This window comes from Mesobacillus maritimus, from assembly GCF_044803185.1.
Lineage (GTDB): Bacteria > Bacillota > Bacilli > Bacillales > Cytobacillaceae > Mesobacillus_B > Mesobacillus_B maritimus_B.
Map to the genome: position 1 here is coordinate 2,462,531 of NZ_CP085225.1, position 17,691 is coordinate 2,480,221.

At 40.6% G+C, this 17,691-nt stretch carries 17 protein-coding genes and 1 tRNA gene; all 18 read left to right on the top strand.

The window, feature by feature from the left end; translation table 11 throughout:
• Window positions 1-20: 20 nt before the first annotated feature.
• The 18 genes from LG336_RS11785 (at window position 21) to phoU (ending at window position 17,680) form a co-directional block, all read left to right on the top strand.
• Window positions 21-239 (top strand): acetyl-CoA carboxylase biotin carboxyl carrier protein subunit, encoded by a 219-nt coding sequence (locus tag LG336_RS11785; RefSeq protein ID WP_404332716.1) that lies wholly within the window; start codon window positions 21-23, stop codon window positions 237-239.
• Between the two features lie 19 nt (window positions 240-258).
• On the top strand, window positions 259-1,623 hold the full coding sequence (locus LG336_RS11790) for an acyclic terpene utilization AtuA family protein (RefSeq protein ID WP_404332717.1): 1,365 nt from the start codon (window positions 259-261) through the stop codon (window positions 1,621-1,623).
• A gap of 3 nt (window positions 1,624-1,626) precedes the next feature.
• The gene (locus tag LG336_RS11795) at window positions 1,627-1,971 is read left to right on the top strand and encodes a hypothetical protein (RefSeq protein WP_404332718.1); all 345 of its coding nucleotides are present in this window, start codon (window positions 1,627-1,629) and stop codon (window positions 1,969-1,971) included.
• Window positions 1,972-1,981: 10 nt separating this feature from the next.
• Entirely contained in the window at window positions 1,982-3,130 is a 1,149-nt protein-coding gene (locus LG336_RS11800; RefSeq protein WP_404332719.1) for an acyl-CoA dehydrogenase family protein, read from the top strand.
• Window positions 3,131-3,148: 18 nt separating this feature from the next.
• On the top strand, window positions 3,149-4,324 hold the full coding sequence (locus tag LG336_RS11805; RefSeq protein WP_404332720.1) for an acyl-CoA dehydrogenase family protein: 1,176 nt from the start codon (window positions 3,149-3,151) through the stop codon (window positions 4,322-4,324).
• A 26-nt stretch (window positions 4,325-4,350) separates the two neighbouring features.
• A complete protein-coding gene (locus tag LG336_RS11810) occupies window positions 4,351-5,889 on the top strand; it encodes an acyl-CoA carboxylase subunit beta (protein ID WP_404332721.1) in 1,539 nt (512 codons plus the stop codon).
• A gap of 40 nt (window positions 5,890-5,929) precedes the next feature.
• Window positions 5,930-7,447, top strand: coding sequence for a long-chain fatty acid--CoA ligase (locus LG336_RS11815; protein ID WP_404332722.1), 1,518 nt, complete (start codon window positions 5,930-5,932; stop codon window positions 7,445-7,447).
• Window positions 7,448-7,461: 14 nt separating this feature from the next.
• A complete protein-coding gene (locus tag LG336_RS11820) occupies window positions 7,462-7,899 on the top strand; it encodes a MaoC/PaaZ C-terminal domain-containing protein (RefSeq protein WP_404332723.1) in 438 nt (145 codons plus the stop codon).
• Window positions 7,900-7,917: 18 nt separating this feature from the next.
• Window positions 7,918-9,465, top strand: coding sequence for an AMP-binding protein (locus tag LG336_RS11825; RefSeq protein ID WP_404332724.1), 1,548 nt, complete (start codon window positions 7,918-7,920; stop codon window positions 9,463-9,465).
• 115 nt (window positions 9,466-9,580) lie between these two features.
• Entirely contained in the window at window positions 9,581-10,933 is a 1,353-nt protein-coding gene (locus tag LG336_RS11830) for an acetyl-CoA carboxylase biotin carboxylase subunit (protein WP_404332725.1), read from the top strand.
• An 11-nt stretch (window positions 10,934-10,944) separates the two neighbouring features.
• The gene (gene fadH, locus LG336_RS11835) at window positions 10,945-11,709 is read left to right on the top strand and encodes a 2,4-dienoyl-CoA reductase (RefSeq protein WP_404332726.1); all 765 of its coding nucleotides are present in this window, start codon (window positions 10,945-10,947) and stop codon (window positions 11,707-11,709) included.
• A 51-nt stretch (window positions 11,710-11,760) separates the two neighbouring features.
• Window positions 11,761-12,537: an enoyl-CoA hydratase/isomerase family protein gene (locus tag LG336_RS11840; RefSeq protein WP_404332727.1), complete on the top strand. Its 777-nt coding sequence runs from the start codon at window positions 11,761-11,763 to the stop codon at window positions 12,535-12,537.
• A 388-nt stretch (window positions 12,538-12,925) separates the two neighbouring features.
• Window positions 12,926-12,999, top strand: a tRNA-Arg gene (locus LG336_RS11845).
• Window positions 13,000-13,239: 240 nt separating this feature from the next.
• Window positions 13,240-14,208, top strand: a complete 969-nt coding sequence (locus LG336_RS11850; RefSeq protein ID WP_404332728.1) for a PstS family phosphate ABC transporter substrate-binding protein — start codon at window positions 13,240-13,242, stop codon at window positions 14,206-14,208.
• Window positions 14,209-14,317: 109 nt separating this feature from the next.
• Window positions 14,318-15,262 carry a phosphate ABC transporter permease subunit PstC gene (gene pstC / locus LG336_RS11855; protein WP_404332729.1) on the top strand — a complete coding sequence of 315 codons (945 nt, stop codon included), beginning with the start codon at window positions 14,318-14,320 and terminating at the stop codon, window positions 15,260-15,262.
• 2 nt (window positions 15,263-15,264) lie between these two features.
• On the top strand, window positions 15,265-16,149 hold the full coding sequence (pstA, locus tag LG336_RS11860; protein WP_404332730.1) for a phosphate ABC transporter permease PstA: 885 nt from the start codon (window positions 15,265-15,267) through the stop codon (window positions 16,147-16,149).
• 23 nt (window positions 16,150-16,172) lie between these two features.
• Window positions 16,173-17,003, top strand: coding sequence for a phosphate ABC transporter ATP-binding protein PstB (pstB, locus tag LG336_RS11865; protein ID WP_404332731.1), 831 nt, complete (start codon window positions 16,173-16,175; stop codon window positions 17,001-17,003).
• 17 nt (window positions 17,004-17,020) lie between these two features.
• Entirely contained in the window at window positions 17,021-17,680 is a 660-nt protein-coding gene (gene phoU / locus LG336_RS11870) for a phosphate signaling complex protein PhoU (protein WP_404332732.1), read from the top strand.
• Window positions 17,681-17,691: the final 11 nt, after the last annotated feature.

The following is a 17,691-nucleotide window of genomic DNA, read 5'->3' on the forward strand; positions in this document are numbered from 1 at the left end:
TATAAATAGGAGTGGTTGGAATGGAAGATGTTTTAGCATCAATGTCAGGTAATGTTTGGAAAATCGAGGTAAAACAAAATGATGTTGTAAAAGAAGGCGATGTATTAATAATCTTGGAATCAATGAAAATGGAAATTCCAATTGAAGCAACGCATGCTGGGATTGTTACAGCCATTGAAACTGCTGAAGGAGAGTTTGTACAAGAAGGTGATGTCCTTGTAAAAATTAATAACGATTAAAAAAGGGGGGACTTAACGTATGAAAACTGTAAGGATAGGGGCTGCCCAAGGTTTCTATGGAGATACAATCGAACCAGCGGTTGCAACGGCAGAAAAAGGGAATGTTCAATATATTTGTTTCGACGCATTGGCTGAACTTACCATGGCGATATTGGTCAAGGATAAGCGGAAAAATGAAAATGCAGGCTTCACGAAGGATATATCGGTGCAAATGAAAGCATTGCTTCCGTATGTAAAAGAAAAAGGGATTAAATTACTAACGAATGGTGGGGGAATCAATCCTACCGGCGCCCAACAGGAAATCATTAGAGTAGCAAGGGAAATGGGGATTAAGGATTTAAAGGTGGCTGTTGTAACAGGCGATAACGTATTAGATAGAATTCCAGAGTTTGAAGAAAAAGGATATTCTCTTAATCATTTAGATACTGGGGCTTCGATTAATCAAATAAAAGACAAACTAGAATTTGCGAACGCTTACATCGGGGCGCAGCCGATTGTTCGAGCCTTAGAAGCTGGTGCAGATATTGTCGTAACGGGTAGGACAACGGATACAGCCCAGTTCTTAGCTCCATTAATCCACGAATTTAACTGGGGAAAAGAAGAATGGGATAAGTTAGCCAGTGGTGTATTTATGGGACATTTACTTGAATGTTCTGCACAATCAACTGGGGGCAATTTTAGCGGTAATTGGCAGGACATCGAGGGCTTTGATCAGATTGGTTATCCCATTGCAGAGGTTTCAGAGAATGGGGAATTTATCGTTAGTAAAGTGGAGGACCGTGGCGGATTAGTAACTGTCGATACGGTTAAAGAACAGATGCTATATGAAATCCATGACCCATCAGCTTATCTTACTCCTGATGTTGTCGTCGACTTAACAAACGTAAATTTGGAGAATGTCGGACCTAATCAAGTGAAAGTAACTGGGACAAGAGGAAAGCCTAGACCCGATACATTAAAAGTGGTTATGGGCTATGAAAACGGCTACGCAGGGCAAGTAATTGTAGGGTTTTCTTGGCCGGATGCCATGTTGAAGGCCAAGAAGGTCGATGAAATTATCCGGATTCAATTGGAGAGAAAAGGCTTAATTTATGACGAAGTCAGAACTGATTTTATGGGATATAACTCTTTAAGTGGTCCTCTCGCTCATGATAATGAAAGTGAATTAAATGAAGTATTTTTACGCATGGTTGTTAAGGCAAAAACGAAACAAGAAGCCGCAAAATTCAGCAGACTCTTTCCACCACTAGCCCTAAACGGACCCCCATCGATGAGTGGATTTTCCGGGAATGCGGCTCCAAGGGCGTTATTAGGCATGTGGGCGACCTTGCTTCCAAGAGAAGAAGTTGAAAATCATATTAAAGTCGAAATCGCGGAGGTGTAATTGATGGCGATTGTAAAGCTAAAGGATATTGCCCAATCTCGTTCTGGTGATAAGGGTAACATTGTAAATATAGGGGTGTTCGCTTCTAATCAAGCAATCTATGAAGAATTCCTTGCAAAATTGACACCAGACAGAGTGAAAGAACATTTCTCAGGCCTTGTTGAAGGGGAAGTAATCCGTTATGAGGTACCGAATATTTTCGGGTTGAATTTTGTATGCAAAGAGGCTCTGGATGGTGGAGGCTCTTCCTCCACACGACTAGACAATCTTGGGAAATGCTTTGGCTCCAATATGCTCCGTCTTGAGCTAGAAATCGATGATCACTTATTAAAAGATATTAAAAATTGAGGTGATGGAAATGCCATATGAACCATATTTTACCGAAGAGCACGACCAATTGCGGAGTATGATTCGTAAGTTTGTTGAAAAGGAAATAGTTCCTTTTGTTGATGAGTGGGAAGAAGCAGGTGAATTTCCGCGATCTGTGTTTACAAGAATGGGAGAACTTGGTCTATTAGGCTTACATTACCCTGAAGAGGTTGGCGGTCAGGGTGGAGATTATTTTTCAGGTATGGTTCTTGCAGAGGAACTAAATAAATGCGGTTGTGGTGGGTTGCCAATGGCAATTGCAGTGCAAACCGATATGGCGACTCCGCCGGTATTTAAATTTGGAACGAAGGATCAACATGAGCGGTTTTTAAAGCCAGCCATCCAAGGGAAAAAGATTGCGGCAATTGGGATATCGGAACCAAATAATGGCTCAGATGTCATGGGGATTCAAACCAGAGCAAAACGTGATGGCGATGAGTGGGTCATCAATGGAACGAAAACGTTTATTACGAATGGGACTCGTGCCGATTTCGTCACGCTTGTTACGCGGACTTCCGAAGACCCAGGGCCAAAGGGAATTAGTCTATTCCTAGTTGAAACGGATCGGCTAGGTTTTTCGGTTGGGAAAAAGCTAGATAAGGTGGGAATGCGTTCATCTGATACGGCAGAGCTTATCTTTGATAACGTCCGTGTTCCGCATGAAAATTTGCTGGGTGAAGAGGGCAAGGGTTTCTACCAAATCATGTGGCAGCTACAGGGTGAACGAATGGTTGGAGCAGCGGGGGCAATTGGAGCAGCAGAATTTGCATATGAGCAGGCTTTGAATTATGCGAAAACAAGAGAAGCTTTTAACCAGCCAATAGGAAATTTTCAGGTAATCGCTCATATGCTTGCAGAAATGAAAACAGAGATTGAGGTTTGCCGTGAATTAACCTATGCGACAGCTTACAGATTCTCAAAAGGAGAAGTCCCTTCAAAGGAGATATCGATGACGAAGCTAGCAGCTGCGCAAATGGGGCATTGGGTTGCAGACCGCGCTCTGCAAATTTTCGGTGGGAATGGATATATGGCGGAATATCCAATTGAACGAGCTTGGAGAGATAGTCGCTTGCCACGAATTGGCGGCGGGACCGATGAAATTATGAAAGAAATCATCTCCAAGCAAATTGGCTTGTAAAAAGAAAGGGGTGAAATAATGTCACATTGGATTTTCACTGAAGAACATGAAATGTTTCGTAAAGCTGTTCGCTCTTTTTTGGAAAAGGAAGTAATCCCGTTCATCGAATCATGGGAAAACAATGGGGAAACTCCTAGAAGTTTATATCGAAGAATGGGTGAATTAGGCTATTTGGGGATAAAATTCCCTGAGGAGTATGGTGGTAGTGGACTGGATGTAATCATGGAGGCAGTCTTTACTGAAGAACTAGCACGTTGTGGTGCTGGTGGAGTAGGGGCTGCAATTGGAGCTCACACAACAATTGCGATGACAAACATATGGCGATATGGAACCCACGAGCAGAAACTGAAATACTTAGTACCCGGGATTAAGGGAGAGGCAATCTCTGCATTAGGGGTTACCGAACCAAATGGTGGCTCAGATGTTTCAGGTATTAAAACAAACGCTAAAAAAGATGGTAATTATTACATCTTAAATGGTTCGAAAACATTTATTACAAATGGTGTCAATGCAGATTATGTAATCGTTGCTGCAAAGACGCGGAAAGAACCGATCCATCGTAATATCAGTTTGTTTATTGTTGAAACCAATTCAGAAGGATATTCAGTTGGAAAAAAGCTTAAGAAATTAGGCTGGCGTTCTTCTGATACAGGAGAGATTTTCTTCGACAATGTAAGAGTCCCAAAAGAAAACCTCATTGGGAAAGAAAATGAAGGATTCCTTTATATCATGAACAATTTTCAATATGAAAGAATGACATTAGCTGTAGGCTGTATTGCAGCCGCAGAGAAAGCGTTGGAACTGGCGACAAAATATAGTAAAGAGAGAATCCAGTTCAAAAAACCTTTATCTGAATTTCAAGTGCTTCGCCATAAAATGGTAGATATGGCCGTAGATATTGAAAAAGCAAGAAATATTACCTATCGAGCGCTTTACCTATACAACAAAGGCGAAAATTGTATAACGGAAGCAACGATGGCAAAGGCTTATGCTTCAGAAATGTTGAATCGTGTGACTGATCAAGCACTACAAATTCATGGTGGAAATGGCTATATGATGGAGTATCCAATTCAAAGAATTTGGAGAGATGCCAGAATCCAAACAATTGGTGGCGGAACGACACAGATCATGAATGAGATTCTCACGAAACAATTAGGGATACTCTCTTACTCAAGTAAATTACAAACTCAATAAACATAATTAAATACACTGAAAAGGATGTGCTTGCTTTGGAACGTGAACAGAGAATACTTGCCGAAAGAGAAAGAATCCAAAAGGGTGGACCAGATCATGAGAAAATAAAAAAACTAGGGAAATTATTTGTTCGTGACCGCTTAAAGCTCTATTTCGACGGAGAAGAGCCTTTCTATGAAACGGGCTTATTTGCTAACGCAAATAAGGAAAAATTGCCTGCTGATGGTGTTGTGACAGGTACAGGGAAAATTGAGGACCGACTCATTTTCTTTATGGCTAGTGATTACACAGTAAAAGCGGGTAGTATGGGTACCTATCATAGTGAAAAAATCTTGAGAATCCAGCAAGCTGCTATGCGTGGAAAACGGCCAATTGTTTATATGATTGATTCCTCCGGCGGAAGGATTGATGAGGCAGGCGGGTATCATGTCGAAAAGTATTCGGGAGGAAGAATCTGGTATAATCATAGTTTGCTTTCTGGGCGTGTCCCACAAATAGCCGTTCTTTATGGACCATGTTTTGCAGGCACTGCTTATATGCCAGTATTCTCTGATTTTAATATCATGGTGGATAAAACTTCAGGGATGGCCATTGCTTCTCCACGTATGGTACAGATGGCTACCGGGCAAAAAGTGGATATTGAAGAACTTGGTGGGGCAACCATGCATGCTTCCAAGAGTGGATCAGCTGATTTCGTTGCCAAGTCAGAGGAAGATGCGGCTAAGATTGTTAAGAAGCTATTATCCTATCTCCCAGATTCTTTTGATGCAAAACCACCAGTCTATCCAGTAGTTGAACCAACAAGAGATCCGAAAGAGATTGATAGTATTATTCCAAAAGAACCAAATCGTGCGTATGATGTGCGTAAATTGATTGAGTCTGTTGTCGATGGAGACAGTTTCTTTGAAGTAAAAGCAAATTACGCAAAAGAGTTGGTAACAGGTTTTGCAAGGCTAAATGGTAAAACTGTCGGGGTTGTTGCGAACCAACCAATGCAAAAAGGTGGAGCAATTTTCCCTGAATCATCCGATAAAGGGGCAAAATTTGTTTGGACGTGTGATGCGTACAATATTCCATTACTTTACTTATGTGATACGCCTGGGTTTATGGTTGGAACAAAGGTTGAGCAAGAAGGGATTTTACGTAGGGGGCGAAACTTCATTTTTGCTAGTTCAAGTGCGAATGTTCCCAAAATGTGCGTAATTGTCCGTAAGGCATACGGAGCAGGAATATATGCAATGGCAGGCCCAGCTTACGAGCCAGATACAACTATCGCATTACCGTCTGCGGAGATTGCGATAATGGGTCCAGAAGCGGCCATTAATGCCGTTTATTATAATAAAATTCAAGCCGTGGAGGATCCAGAAGAACGAGCTGAATTAGTAAATAAACTTCGAGAGGAATACAAAGCAGGGTATGACATTGTCAAGTTGTCGAGTGAGCTTGTTGTCGATGATCTTATTGTGCCATGTGAATTAAGAAAAGAATTAATTAGTCGGTACGAAACATTTGAAAACAAGGATTACCCACTTCCAGAGAAAAAGCATTCTACGATTCTTAGCTAATCGGTTAGTAGAATTTATGTGAATTAGGGGGTAAGTGGAGATGGGAATTGGAAGTTGGCTAGTAAAACACAGTAAGGTACGACCGGAGAGACTTGCACTTGTTTATCATGATAGAAGGTTCACATATAGTGAACTCAATGAACGGGTAAACCAATTAGCACACGGGCTTCTTTCATTGGGGGTAAGAAAAGGGGACCGTGTAGATGCCCTATTACTCAATACGAATGAAATGGTTGAAGCGATGTTTGCTTGTGCAAAAATAGGCGCTATTTTTGTTCCAATTAATTTCCGCTTAAGTGTTGACGAAGTTCTTTATATTGTCAACGATTCTAGGGCATATCACTTTATCTATGATGTAAGAATGAAACCATTAGTTGACCAATTAAGAACTAAAGAGTCGAGCGTTCAAACTTATATCCATGTAGGCAGTAATCCTCATAAAGAGGATACTGTCTACGAAGAGTTGGTTGTCAATTCGTCAAAATCTGAACCTCAATTTGAGGTTCCATTTGATGGAGTTCACATGATGATGTATACATCCGGTACAACAGGTAGGCCAAAAGGAGCGATGCTAACCCATGGCAATACGCAGTGGAATGCCATAAACTCTATCCACAGTACTCCTTTTGATAATAACGATATTACCCTATCTGTGGCACCGTTGTTCCATATTGGCGGAATGAGTGTTTTTACGACACCATTAATGTATAAAGGTGGAACGATTATCCTGGATGATGTGTTTGATCCGGTTAGAATCATGCAAAAAATCCATGAAGAACGAATTACTTGTTTGTTCCTTGTTCCAGCGATGTGGCAGGCGTTGATGACTGTCCCTAATTTTGAGGATTACAATATTTCTTCACTACGGTTTGCGGTTTCTGGCGGGGCACCGTGTCCGATAACGGTCATTGAGTTTTTCCAAAGGCGAGATATTCCATTTTATGAAGGGTTTGGATTGACTGAAACGGCCCCGTTTGTAAGCATACTCGACAAGGAAAATACAATCCGGAAAAATGGTTCAGTTGGTAAAGAGCCAATGCATACCACTGTCCGTATTGTCGATCCGAATGATCGAGATGTTCCACCAAATTTTGTTGGAGAATTGATTGTCAAGGGTCCGAATGTCATGGCTGGTTACTGGAATAAGCCTGAGGAAACAAAAGAAGCGATTAAAAATGGTTGGTTCTATACAGGGGACCTAGCAAAGTTCGATGATGAAGGCTTTATTTATATCGTTGATCGGAAAAAAGATATGATTATCACTGGTGGAGAGAACGTCTATCCGATTGAGATTGAACAAGTCTTGTACCGCCATGAGAATATAGCTGAAGTGGCAATTATTGGTTTTCCTGATGAAAAATGGGGTGAATCAATAAAAGCGATTATTGCATTAAAAGACAAAAGTAAAACACTTACAGTTCAAGAAGTAGAAGGTTTCTTAGATGGAAAGATTGCTAGGTTTAAAATACCAAAGCAAGTAGAAGTTGTCGAAGCTTTGCCACGAAATGCGACAGGGAAAATTTTAAAAACGGTTTTAAGACAGAAAACAAAAGTATAAGAGGAGGGGATTGCGTGTACAACAAATATTTTGAATATTTCGAAGTAGGGAAGAAATGGGAGTCTAGAGGGCGCACAATCACTGAGACTGATTTAGTGATGTTTTCAGCCCTCACAGGAGATTACTACCCACTTCATACTGATATAGAATATGCCAAGAACACTGCTTTTAGGCAAAGGATTGCCCATGGAATGTTGGTTCTCTCTTTCGCTACTGGTTTGACCCAAATGGACCCAGATATCATTGTCGCGAATTATGGAATTGATAAATTACGTTTCATTAAACCAGTATTTATTCATGACACCATCCATGTTGAACTAGAAGTTTTAGACCTTGAGGATAAAGGAAATGGTACAGGCGTAGTGACTGTAAAACAATCAACCGTTAAGCAAACGGGCGAGGTTTGTATTGTTGGTATTTCCAAGGGACTTGTTAAAAAAGAAAAAATATAAAAGCGGGGGGAGATTAAGTTGCAAAATATAATCAATCGAGTTGCGATTGGAGATATTATTAGGCGAAATGCAGCAAGGTTTCCGGAAAAGGTAGCTCTTCTCGATGGGCAAAAGGAGATCACCTACAAAGAGCTAGATGAAATGACCAACCAGTTTGCTAACTATTTATTGGGTTCCGGTTTGAATAAAGGGGATACTGTTGCGACAATCTGTGGGAATTCATGGGAATACGTTGTTATATTCAATGGGATTGCCAAAGCAGGCCTCGTATGGGTCCCGATGAATCCAGCAATTTCTATAAATGAAAAACTTTATATTTTAAATCAAATCGAAGCAAAGATGATTTTAGCAGACGCCCCATTGATTCAGAATGACCTTGGAGAGGTAAGAAAGGTTTGTACCAAGATCATTGCAGTAAGGGGAAACCTAGGGGATACAAATACCCTTTTATTGGCATTAGATGGGCAATCAAAGAGGGAACCAGAGGTTGATATTCAGGATAGGGATGTAGCTCAAATTATGTTTACAAGTGGTACGACAGGACGGCCAAAAGGCGTAATGACGAGTCATGTTGCCGTCTATATCGCTAGTCTTGGAAATATCATCGAATCGAACTTCAGTGAGGATGAGGTTGTTTTAACTATGATGCCGTTGTTCCACTGTGCACAACACACATTTACAATGTCCGCTTTGCATCGTGGGGCGAAATGTGTGATTATTAGCGGTTTTGAACCAGAAAATTTGATGAAAACGATCCATGAACAAAAAATTACAAATATGTTTGCCCTCCCAATGATGTACAAAATGATACTAGACCATCCAAACAGGACCAAATATGATCTTAGTTCATTAAGAAGATGTACTTATGCAATGGCACCAATGGATAAAAAGTCATTAGAAAGATGTATTGCGGAAATCTGTCCTGAATTTGCTTTAGGAACTGGTCAAACAGAAATGTACCCTTCAACTATGGTCTTTAGGCCGGAGGAACAGCTCCGCCGTTTTGGATCTTATTGGGGAACATCCTCACTCATTAACGACACTGCGATTATGGATGATAACGGGCATATTCTGCCAAAGGGAGAAGTAGGGGAAATAGTCCATCGTGGTCCGAATGTAATGAATGGCTATTTTAAGAATGAAGAAGAAACACAGAGAAGTAGAGAATTTGGCTGGCACCATACTGGTGATCTTGGGTACTGGGATGAAGACGGTCAACTGATTTTTGTCGACCGAAAAAAGGACATCATAAAGACGGGTGGCGAAAATGTTGCTTCCATTCTGGTTGAAGGAACCTTGTTGATGCATGACAAGGTCGCGAATGCCGTTGCAGTTGGCCTTCCACACGAGCATTGGGCAGAAGCTGTCACAGCATTTATTGTTTTAAAACCTGGAACAATTTGTACTGAAGAGGAGATTATACGTCACTGCCGAGAGCATTTAGGTGGTTTTCAAGTGCCAAAGTCTGTAATATTCCTTGATCAATTGCCAATGACGGCTACTGGGAAAATACAAAAGCATCATTTAAGGAAGAAATTCCAAGATCATTATCAAGCAATCAATTAAACACTTATTTATGAAAGCGCTTCATTAAATGGAGTGGGGAAAAACGGACACCAAAGCGAGGGATAGAAACTTTCTTTGGTGTTTGAGTCAGTTGAATATCACGAGGGGGGATTAGGTGTTTACGAAGATATTAATAGCCAACCGGGGTGAGATTGCCGTAAGGGTTATCCGTACTTGTAAAAAGATGGGGATTGCGACCGTAGCCATTTATTCGGAGGCTGACGTCGATGCACCACATGTTCGAATGGCCGATGAGTCCTATCTTGTCGGGGGACCAAGGGTGAATGAAAGCTATTTAAATATTGATAAAATCATAGAGGTGGCAAAGAAGTCTGGGGCCGAGGCAGTTCACCCAGGTTATGGCTTGTTATCGGAAAATACAACGTTTGCAACTAGTTGTGAGGAATCCGGCCTCGTTTTTATCGGACCTTCATCTGATGTGATTTCTAAAATGGGAAGTAAAATTGAGGCGAGAAAAACAATGAAAGAAGCTGGAATTCCTATTGTCCCAGGAATCGCTTATCCATTATCCGATGCTGAAGAAGCCTCTGTGATCGCCAGGAGCATTGGGTTTCCAGTAATGCTCAAGGCATCAGCAGGTGGAGGCGGGATAGGAATGCAAGTGGCCCATAGTGAGGATGAAGTTAAAAAGGCTTTTGCGGGAAATCAAAAGCGTGCTACGGACTTTTTTGGAGATGGCGCGATGTATATTGAGAAGTTTATTGAAAACCCACGCCATATTGAAATTCAATTATTGGCAGATACACATTGTAATGCCCTTTATTTATGGGAAAGGGAATGCTCGATTCAGCGTCGGCATCAAAAAGTAGTTGAGGAAGCACCTTCTAGCTTTCTCGATGAACGAACACGTGCAAAAATGGGTGAAGCTGCAGTGAAAGCGGCAAAAGCGATTGGATACGCAAACGCAGGAACGATTGAGTTTCTTGTCGATGAAAAGAAAAACTTCTATTTTCTTGAAATGAATACTCGGCTGCAAGTTGAGCATCCCGTTTCAGAGGAAATTACAGGACTTGATTTGGTTGAATGGCAGATTCGCATTGCAGCTGGCGAACCGCTTCGAATGAAGCAGGAAGATATAAAGAGGGATGGCCATGCAATTGAAGTCCGTATTTATGCCGAGGATCCAAAGACATTTTTTCCTTCACCAGGTCAAATTTCAAAATTGGAACTACCACAGGGAGATAATATTCGCCATGAGCTAGCAGTACATGGTCAATCGAAGGTTACCCCGTTCTATGATCCAATGATTGCCAAATTGATTGTTACCGGGGAAAATCGTGGGGAAGCAATTCTTACTTTAAAGACGGCACTCGACGATTATCAGATTGAAGGAATTAAGACGAATATCCCAATGCTTCAAACAGTAATCAGTCATCCAGCGTTTAAAGAGGGTCGTACCACGACTAATTTTATATCAGAGCACATCCAAGCTAAAATCAAAAATTGAGGAGATTGGTTATGAAGGATCAAGTCATTATTATCACTGGTGGGTCGAGTGGGATGGGAAAAGCAATGGCGATGAATTTTGCTAAAAAAGGAGCCAATGTTGTTATTACCGGAAGAGACCCAGATAAACTCGAAAAAGCCAAAAGAGAGATCCAACATTCCGAAGGTCAAGTGTTAACGATTGCAATGGATGTTCGGGACCCTGAACAAGTGCAAGCGATGGTCGATGAAACCGTCAATACATACGGGAGGATTGACCACTTAATCAATAATGCTGCTGGGAATTTTATTTGTCCTGCTGAGGACCTTTCAGTAAATGGTTGGAAAGCAGTAATCGATATTGTTTTAAATGGTACATGGTATTGTAGTCAAGCTGTTGCCAAACATTGGATTGCATCGAGTACAAAAGGGAGTATTCTTAACATGGTTGCTACCTATACTTGGGGGGCGGCAGCTGGTGTAGTTCATTCGGCTAGTGCAAAATCTGGTGTACTAACGATGACAAGGACGCTGGCAGTTGAATGGGGCGAGAAATATGGAATTCGTGCCAATGCGATTGCTCCAGGGCCTATAGAGAATACTGGCGGAGCCGATAAGCTCTTTGGATCGGAAGAAGCATTACAAAAGACGATTGAAAGTGTGCCATTAAAAAGAGTAGGCCGTCCAGAAGAAATAGCGGCATTAGCTGCATTCTTGTTGTCACCTGAAGCGGAGTACATTAACGGTGATTGCATCACAATGGACGGTGGGCAATGGTTGAAACATGAGTACTTTTAAAGATGGTTCTGATGAATAAATTTAGTTCATTTTGAGAGGTGGAATGAGAGAGTGTCTCAAGCAGTTTTATATAGAAAAGAAGGATATAAAGCATATATCACCTTGAATCGGCCAGAAGCGATGAATTCAATGACACCAGAAGGCTTTGAAATGATAGGAAACTACTTTCTTAAAGCGCAAGAAGATCGTGATGTTCGCGTGATCATCCTAACAGGAACTGGAGATAAGGCGTTTTGTTCAGGTGCTGATTTGAAAGAAACGATCCCCTTAATCATGGAAGGAAAAATTGATCCTGAAAAAACAGATGCCGCGATGTTAAAAAATACCCCGGTTTGGAAGCCAATCATTTCTGCCGTCAATGGGTACTGCCTTGCAGGAGGGACAGAAATCTTACAAGCAACCGATATACGAATTGCTTGTGAGGAAGCAAGGTTTGGGTTGCCAGAAACAAAATGGTCCATCATGGCTGCTGCAGGTTCTCTTGTCAGGTTAGTGCGACAAATCCCATATTGCCGTGCAATGGAAATCCTCCTTACAGGTGAACAACTTTCTGCTCAGGAAGCAAAAGAAATCGGCCTTATCAATAAGGTGGTGCCGAAGGAGCAATTAATGGAAGAAGTAGAAAAATATGCGGACATCATCTGTAAAAATGGACCAATTGCCGTTCAAAGCACGAAAAAAGCCGTGTTACGTCTAATGAATCAACCGATTGATTTGGCCTTTCGTGAAGAATGGGATTATTCGCAAGAAGCATTCCAGAGCAGAGATGCCAAAGAGGGAATTCGGGCATTTGCTGAGAAAAGATCCCCCAACTTTGAAGGGAGATAGTAAATTACGAAGAAGGAAAGCGAACGGTCACGACTGTTCGCTTTTTTATTTAACTTAGGAGGGGAGTGTCCTTTATAACTTCCTGAGGTCGGTTGGAGGGACAATGTTTGAAAAGTTGACAGTTGTTTTTGAACTATTTAATTATGATGAATGGAAATCTTCCTATTCTTTCACAGTATATTTATTTGTGCAGAGCCTAACTTTACTTTTTTTTCAATATATGCTGCATGTCCACTCCTTAAATAAGAGGCGAAATGAAACTTTTGTGAAAGAAACCTCATGACACTCTATTTGCTTTAAGTTCACCGGGAGTAGTCCTGTATTATGGTTATTTTAATCTTGAATTTTTTAAGAAGCTATCATATAATAAATAAGTCGCTTAATAAATGTCTCAGTAGCTCAGTAGGATAGAGCAACAGTTTCCTAAACTGTAGGTCGGGGGTTCGAATCCCTTCTGGGACACTAAAATAGAAAACGCTGATTTTATACTATTTTTACCATTGTTACTTGATGGTTAAGTAGTGTGAAGTCAGCGTTTTTTTGTTATTTTTCGCCATCCAACTAAATATAGGCATTGTAAGAAGTGCCTTAATAAACCCAATAATATTAAGGATTTTACCCACTTTTTTATTTCTTATTAAATAATTTAAGTTTTTAGAGGGAAATGTAAATGAGAGAAAATAATAGGTAGGGTGATGGTTGATGAAACTCAAGAGAATAAATATCATTTTTATGTTCATGTTAGTCGTCATGTTAGCTGCATGTGGTGGTAATGATGGCGGTGGCGAAGGCGAAGGTTTAGAAGGTAGTGTTGTCATTGATGGATCTGGAACTGTTTATCCTTTAATGTCAAGACTTGCCGAAGATTACATGATCAATGAGCAGGAAAATGTGTCAGTTGAAGTGAGTCGATCTGGAACAAGTGCTGGCTTCAAAAAATTCCTCGTTGAAGGTGGCGGAACGGATTTCAATAATGCATCACGCCACATAAAAGAAGAAGAGCTTGCTGAAGCGGAGAAACTAGGAATTAATGTAAAAGAATTAAAGGCTGCTCTAGATGGAATTACCATTGTTGTGAATAAGGAAAATGACTGGGCAACAGAGCTTACCCAACAGGAAGTAATTGATATTTTTCTTGCTAGCGCAAATAAAAAGAATTGGTCCGATGTCCGCGAAGGATTCCCTAACGAGCCGATTCAGACATATGGTCCAAATGAAAACCATGGAACATATGAATTCTTTTGGGAAACCATTATTGGTGAACAGGATCTCGTAGATAACATTAATCTACAGCAAGATTACGCAACCTTAGTAGACTTGGTTACAAAACAGAAAAATGCGATTGGATTTTTTGGATATGGCTATTATGAAAGCAACAAAGATAAGTTAAATGCTGTGAAAATCGACTTTGGAGATGGTCCGGTTGAACCTTCTCTTGACACCATTAAAGAAGACGGTGCCTATGCGCCATTTACGCGTCCTGTGTTTACCTACTTAAATGAAGGGATGGCAAAAGAAAAGCCGCAAGTTCTAGATTTCGCGATTTATGCGATGAAAAATGCAGGTACTGCGGCACAAGAAACCGGCTTTGCACCATTACCGGAAGAAGAGCTTCAATCTTCTGTTGATTATTTAGAAGGATTAAATGAAACAAACGAAACAAAAGAATAAAAATTAGGGGATGAGATGCTCTTATAGATCTCATCCTCTTAACAAAAAATGAATCACATTTAGAGTTTGATTTTCTCCTTGAATCGAAAAGGGAAAGGGGATGTAAAAGATGGAAAATGGACAGGGAAGAGACTTAAAGGTAAGAGAGATGATTCAACAAAACAAGAATACGGTTAATGTCACCAGTGTAACCGAGACAATCATGCCGAAATTTTTATTAGTCGTTGCGATTATCTCAATCCTTACCACAATTGGAATCCTTATCACCTTATTAACTGAAACCGTCTATTTTTTTAGAGACGTTTCTTTCATTGAATTTTTCACTGGCACTGAATTGTCACCACTTGGTACTAACGCAAAATTTGGAATTTTACCTTTAGTAACCGGTACCGTCATATCCTCAACGATCGCTATGCTTGTGGCAATCCCAATAGGATTAATGTCAGCGATTTACCTAAGTGAGTATGCATCTGAAAGAGTTAGAAGAACATTAAAACCACTATTGGAGATACTAGCTGGTATCCCTACGATTGTATATGGGTTCTTTGCCTTTACCTTCGTAACTCCATTATTACGCACATTCATACCTGGATTAGAACCAACAAATATTCTTAGTCCTGGTCTGGTAATGGGGGTCATGATTATCCCAATGATTGCCTCGCTATCTGAAGACGCGATGAGTTCTGTTCCAAATGCCATGCGAGAGGGTGCTTTAGCTCTAGGTGCGACAAAGCTTGAGACAACATGGCGTGTCGTCATCCCTGCCGCGATGTCGGGTATTGTGGCATCCTTTGTTTTAGGCATTTCCAGAGCTATCGGTGAAACGATGATTGTTACAATCGCAAGTGGAAGCTCAAAAAATTTCACTTTTGATGTGACTCAATCGATGCAAACCATGACCGCTTATATTGTTGAAGTTACCGGTGGGGAAGCCGCTGCTGGTTCAACCTTATATTATAGTCTATATGCAGTGGCCATGACATTATTTGTCTTTACATTGATTATGAATTTAATTGCCCAATATATCTCAAAGAGATTTAGGGAGGGATATTAAAGATGAAGTATGTAGATACAGCTCAAGTACAGAAAAATATGAATGGGCGCTTGCTAACAAATCGTTTAATGAAGGTCCTTTTTCTTATCTCTACTTTATTGGGACTCATTGTACTTATCGTTTTGTTTTACCGGGTTTTAGCAGATGGTCTTGGGTGGATTAACCTTGATTTTCTTACAAACAAATTATCCACAGATGCCGAAAGGGCAGGGATCATGGGAGCGATTTTAGGAACCTTATGGCTGATGCTTGTTGTTGCACCGGTTACGATGTTTCTTGGAATTGGCACCGCGATTTACTTAGAGGAATATGCGAAAAAGGGACGATTTCAGTCTTTCATCCAAACCAATATTGCGAATTTAGCTGGTGTGCCTTCCATTGTCTTTGGCATACTTGGATTAACGGTTTTTGTGAGGGGCATGGGTCTTGGAAATATTGTTCTAGCTGGCGGGCTTACGATGGCACTCCTCGTTCTTCCAGTTGTAGTGGTGGCTAGTCAAGAAGCACTCCGGGCAGTCCCGCAATTTTTAAGAGAAGCGTCTTATGGGATGGGAGCGACGAAATGGCAAACGATAAAAAAGGTGGTTCTGCCTGCTGCAATACCAGGAATTTTGACTGGGATTATCTTAGCTTTATCCCGAGCAGTTGGTGAAACCGCTCCACTTGTTGTAATTGGAATACCAGCACTTTTAATTCCATTTCCTGATACGATTTTTGACAAGTTCACTGTCTTACCGATGCAAATTTATTATTGGACAATTGACTCCGCACTAGTGGCCGAATATGCGAATTTGGCTGCGGCGACAATAGTCGTGCTGCTTGTGGTTCTGTTGATTATGAACTCAATTGCGGTGATTATCCGAAATAAATTTCAAAAAAGGTATTAACAACTTATTGGAGGAAAACACAGATGGCCGTTTTAACTGAAAATAAGCAGGAAAAAAAACAAGGTAAGAATCAAAATACCGAATCATCGAACAATGAAAAGAAAATTGTATATGATACAAAAAATTTAAACTTATGGTATGGAGATGACCAAGCATTAAAAGAAATTAATCTTCAAATTGCAGAAAATGAAGTTACGGCGATTATCGGCCCCTCAGGGTGCGGGAAATCAACTTATCTAAAAACATTAAACAGAATGGTGGAATTGATTCCAGTCGTCCGTACTTCAGGAGAAATACTGTACCGCGGAAAAAATATTTTTGATAAATCCTTTAAGGTAGAAGCATTAAGAACGAATGTGGGAATGGTGTTTCAAAAGCCGAATCCGTTTCCGAAATCGATTTATGATAATATCGCCTATGGTCCGAGAGTGCATGGAATTCGTGATAAAAAAATTTTAGATGAAATTGTGGAAAAAAGTTTGCGTGGGGCCGCTATTTGGAATGAAGTCAAAGATCGTTTGAAGGAAAATGCTTACGGGATGTCGGGGGGGCAACAGCAACGTCTATGTATTGCAAGATGTTTAGCAATCGAACCTGATGTTATTTTAATGGATGAACCAACCTCAGCACTTGATCCGATTTCGACCTTAAAGGTTGAGGAACTCATTCAAGAATTAAAGAAAAATTACAGTATCATCATTGTGACCCATAATATGCAACAGGCAGCGAGAATCTCAGACAAAACAGCTTTTTTCTTAAGTGGAGAAGTCATTGAGTTTACCAATACTAGCAAGATGTTTTCAAATCCAGACAAAAAGGAAACAGAAGATTATATTACAGGTCGATTCGGGTAGAAGAGGGGGCGTTAAAGATGTCAATACGAGCAACATTTCAAGGAGAGCTTAACCAGCTTAAACAAATGATTTTGGAATTAGGAGATAAAGCGCTAGAGGCAGTAGAACGGTCCATTGATGCATTAAAAAACCAAGATGTGGATAAGGCATTAAAAATCATTGAAGATGACGGTCAAATTAATTTAATGGAAGAAGAAATCAATGACAAAGCGATTTTATTAATTGCCCAGCAAGCCCCGGTTGCCATTGACTTAAGAAGAGTCATCGTCGCCATTAAAATTTCTTCAGACCTAGAACGAGTAGGGGATTTAGCCGTAAACATCGCAAAATCCGTCATCCGGATTGGATCAAATCAACTCATCAAACCAATTGAGGAAATTCCACGAATGGCAGAAATGGCGAACAAGATGGTTGCTGATTCTCTTAAAGCTTACGACGATGAGGATGTGAGCTTCGCAAAAAAGGTAGCCCAGCTTGATGACCAAGTCGATGAAACTTATGGTCGATTGATTCAAGAACTACTAGAGTTGATGACACAAAAACCAGAGTATACTGCACAAATTACCCAATTGTCTTTTATTTGCAGACATGTTGAAAGAGTGGCAGACCACTCGACAAACATCTCCGAACACCTCCTTTATCTAGTAAAAGGGAGAAGATATGACTTAAATGACTAGTTCTAGGACCA

Bases quoted from the DNA above. Each gene is read 5' to 3' on its own strand.
- LG336_RS11785 (WP_404332716.1), top strand. From the start codon at position 21: ATGGAAGATGTTTTAGCATCAATGTCAGGTAATGTTTGGAAAATCGAG.
- LG336_RS11790 (WP_404332717.1), top strand. From the start codon at position 259: ATGAAAACTGTAAGGATAGGGGCTGCCCAAGGTTTCTATGGAGATACA.
- LG336_RS11795 (WP_404332718.1), top strand. From the start codon at position 1,627: ATGGCGATTGTAAAGCTAAAGGATATTGCCCAATCTCGTTCTGGTGAT.
- LG336_RS11800 (WP_404332719.1), top strand. From the start codon at position 1,982: ATGCCATATGAACCATATTTTACCGAAGAGCACGACCAATTGCGGAGT.
- LG336_RS11805 (WP_404332720.1), top strand. From the start codon at position 3,149: ATGTCACATTGGATTTTCACTGAAGAACATGAAATGTTTCGTAAAGCT.
- LG336_RS11815 (WP_404332722.1), top strand. From the start codon at position 5,930: ATGGGAATTGGAAGTTGGCTAGTAAAACACAGTAAGGTACGACCGGAG.
- fadH (WP_404332726.1), top strand. From the start codon at position 10,945: ATGAAGGATCAAGTCATTATTATCACTGGTGGGTCGAGTGGGATGGGA.
- LG336_RS11850 (WP_404332728.1), top strand. From the start codon at position 13,240: ATGAAACTCAAGAGAATAAATATCATTTTTATGTTCATGTTAGTCGTC.
- pstC (WP_404332729.1), top strand. From the start codon at position 14,318: ATGGAAAATGGACAGGGAAGAGACTTAAAGGTAAGAGAGATGATTCAA.
- pstA (WP_404332730.1), top strand. From the start codon at position 15,265: ATGAAGTATGTAGATACAGCTCAAGTACAGAAAAATATGAATGGGCGC.
- pstB (WP_404332731.1), top strand. From the start codon at position 16,173: ATGGCCGTTTTAACTGAAAATAAGCAGGAAAAAAAACAAGGTAAGAAT.
- phoU (WP_404332732.1), top strand. From the start codon at position 17,021: ATGTCAATACGAGCAACATTTCAAGGAGAGCTTAACCAGCTTAAACAA.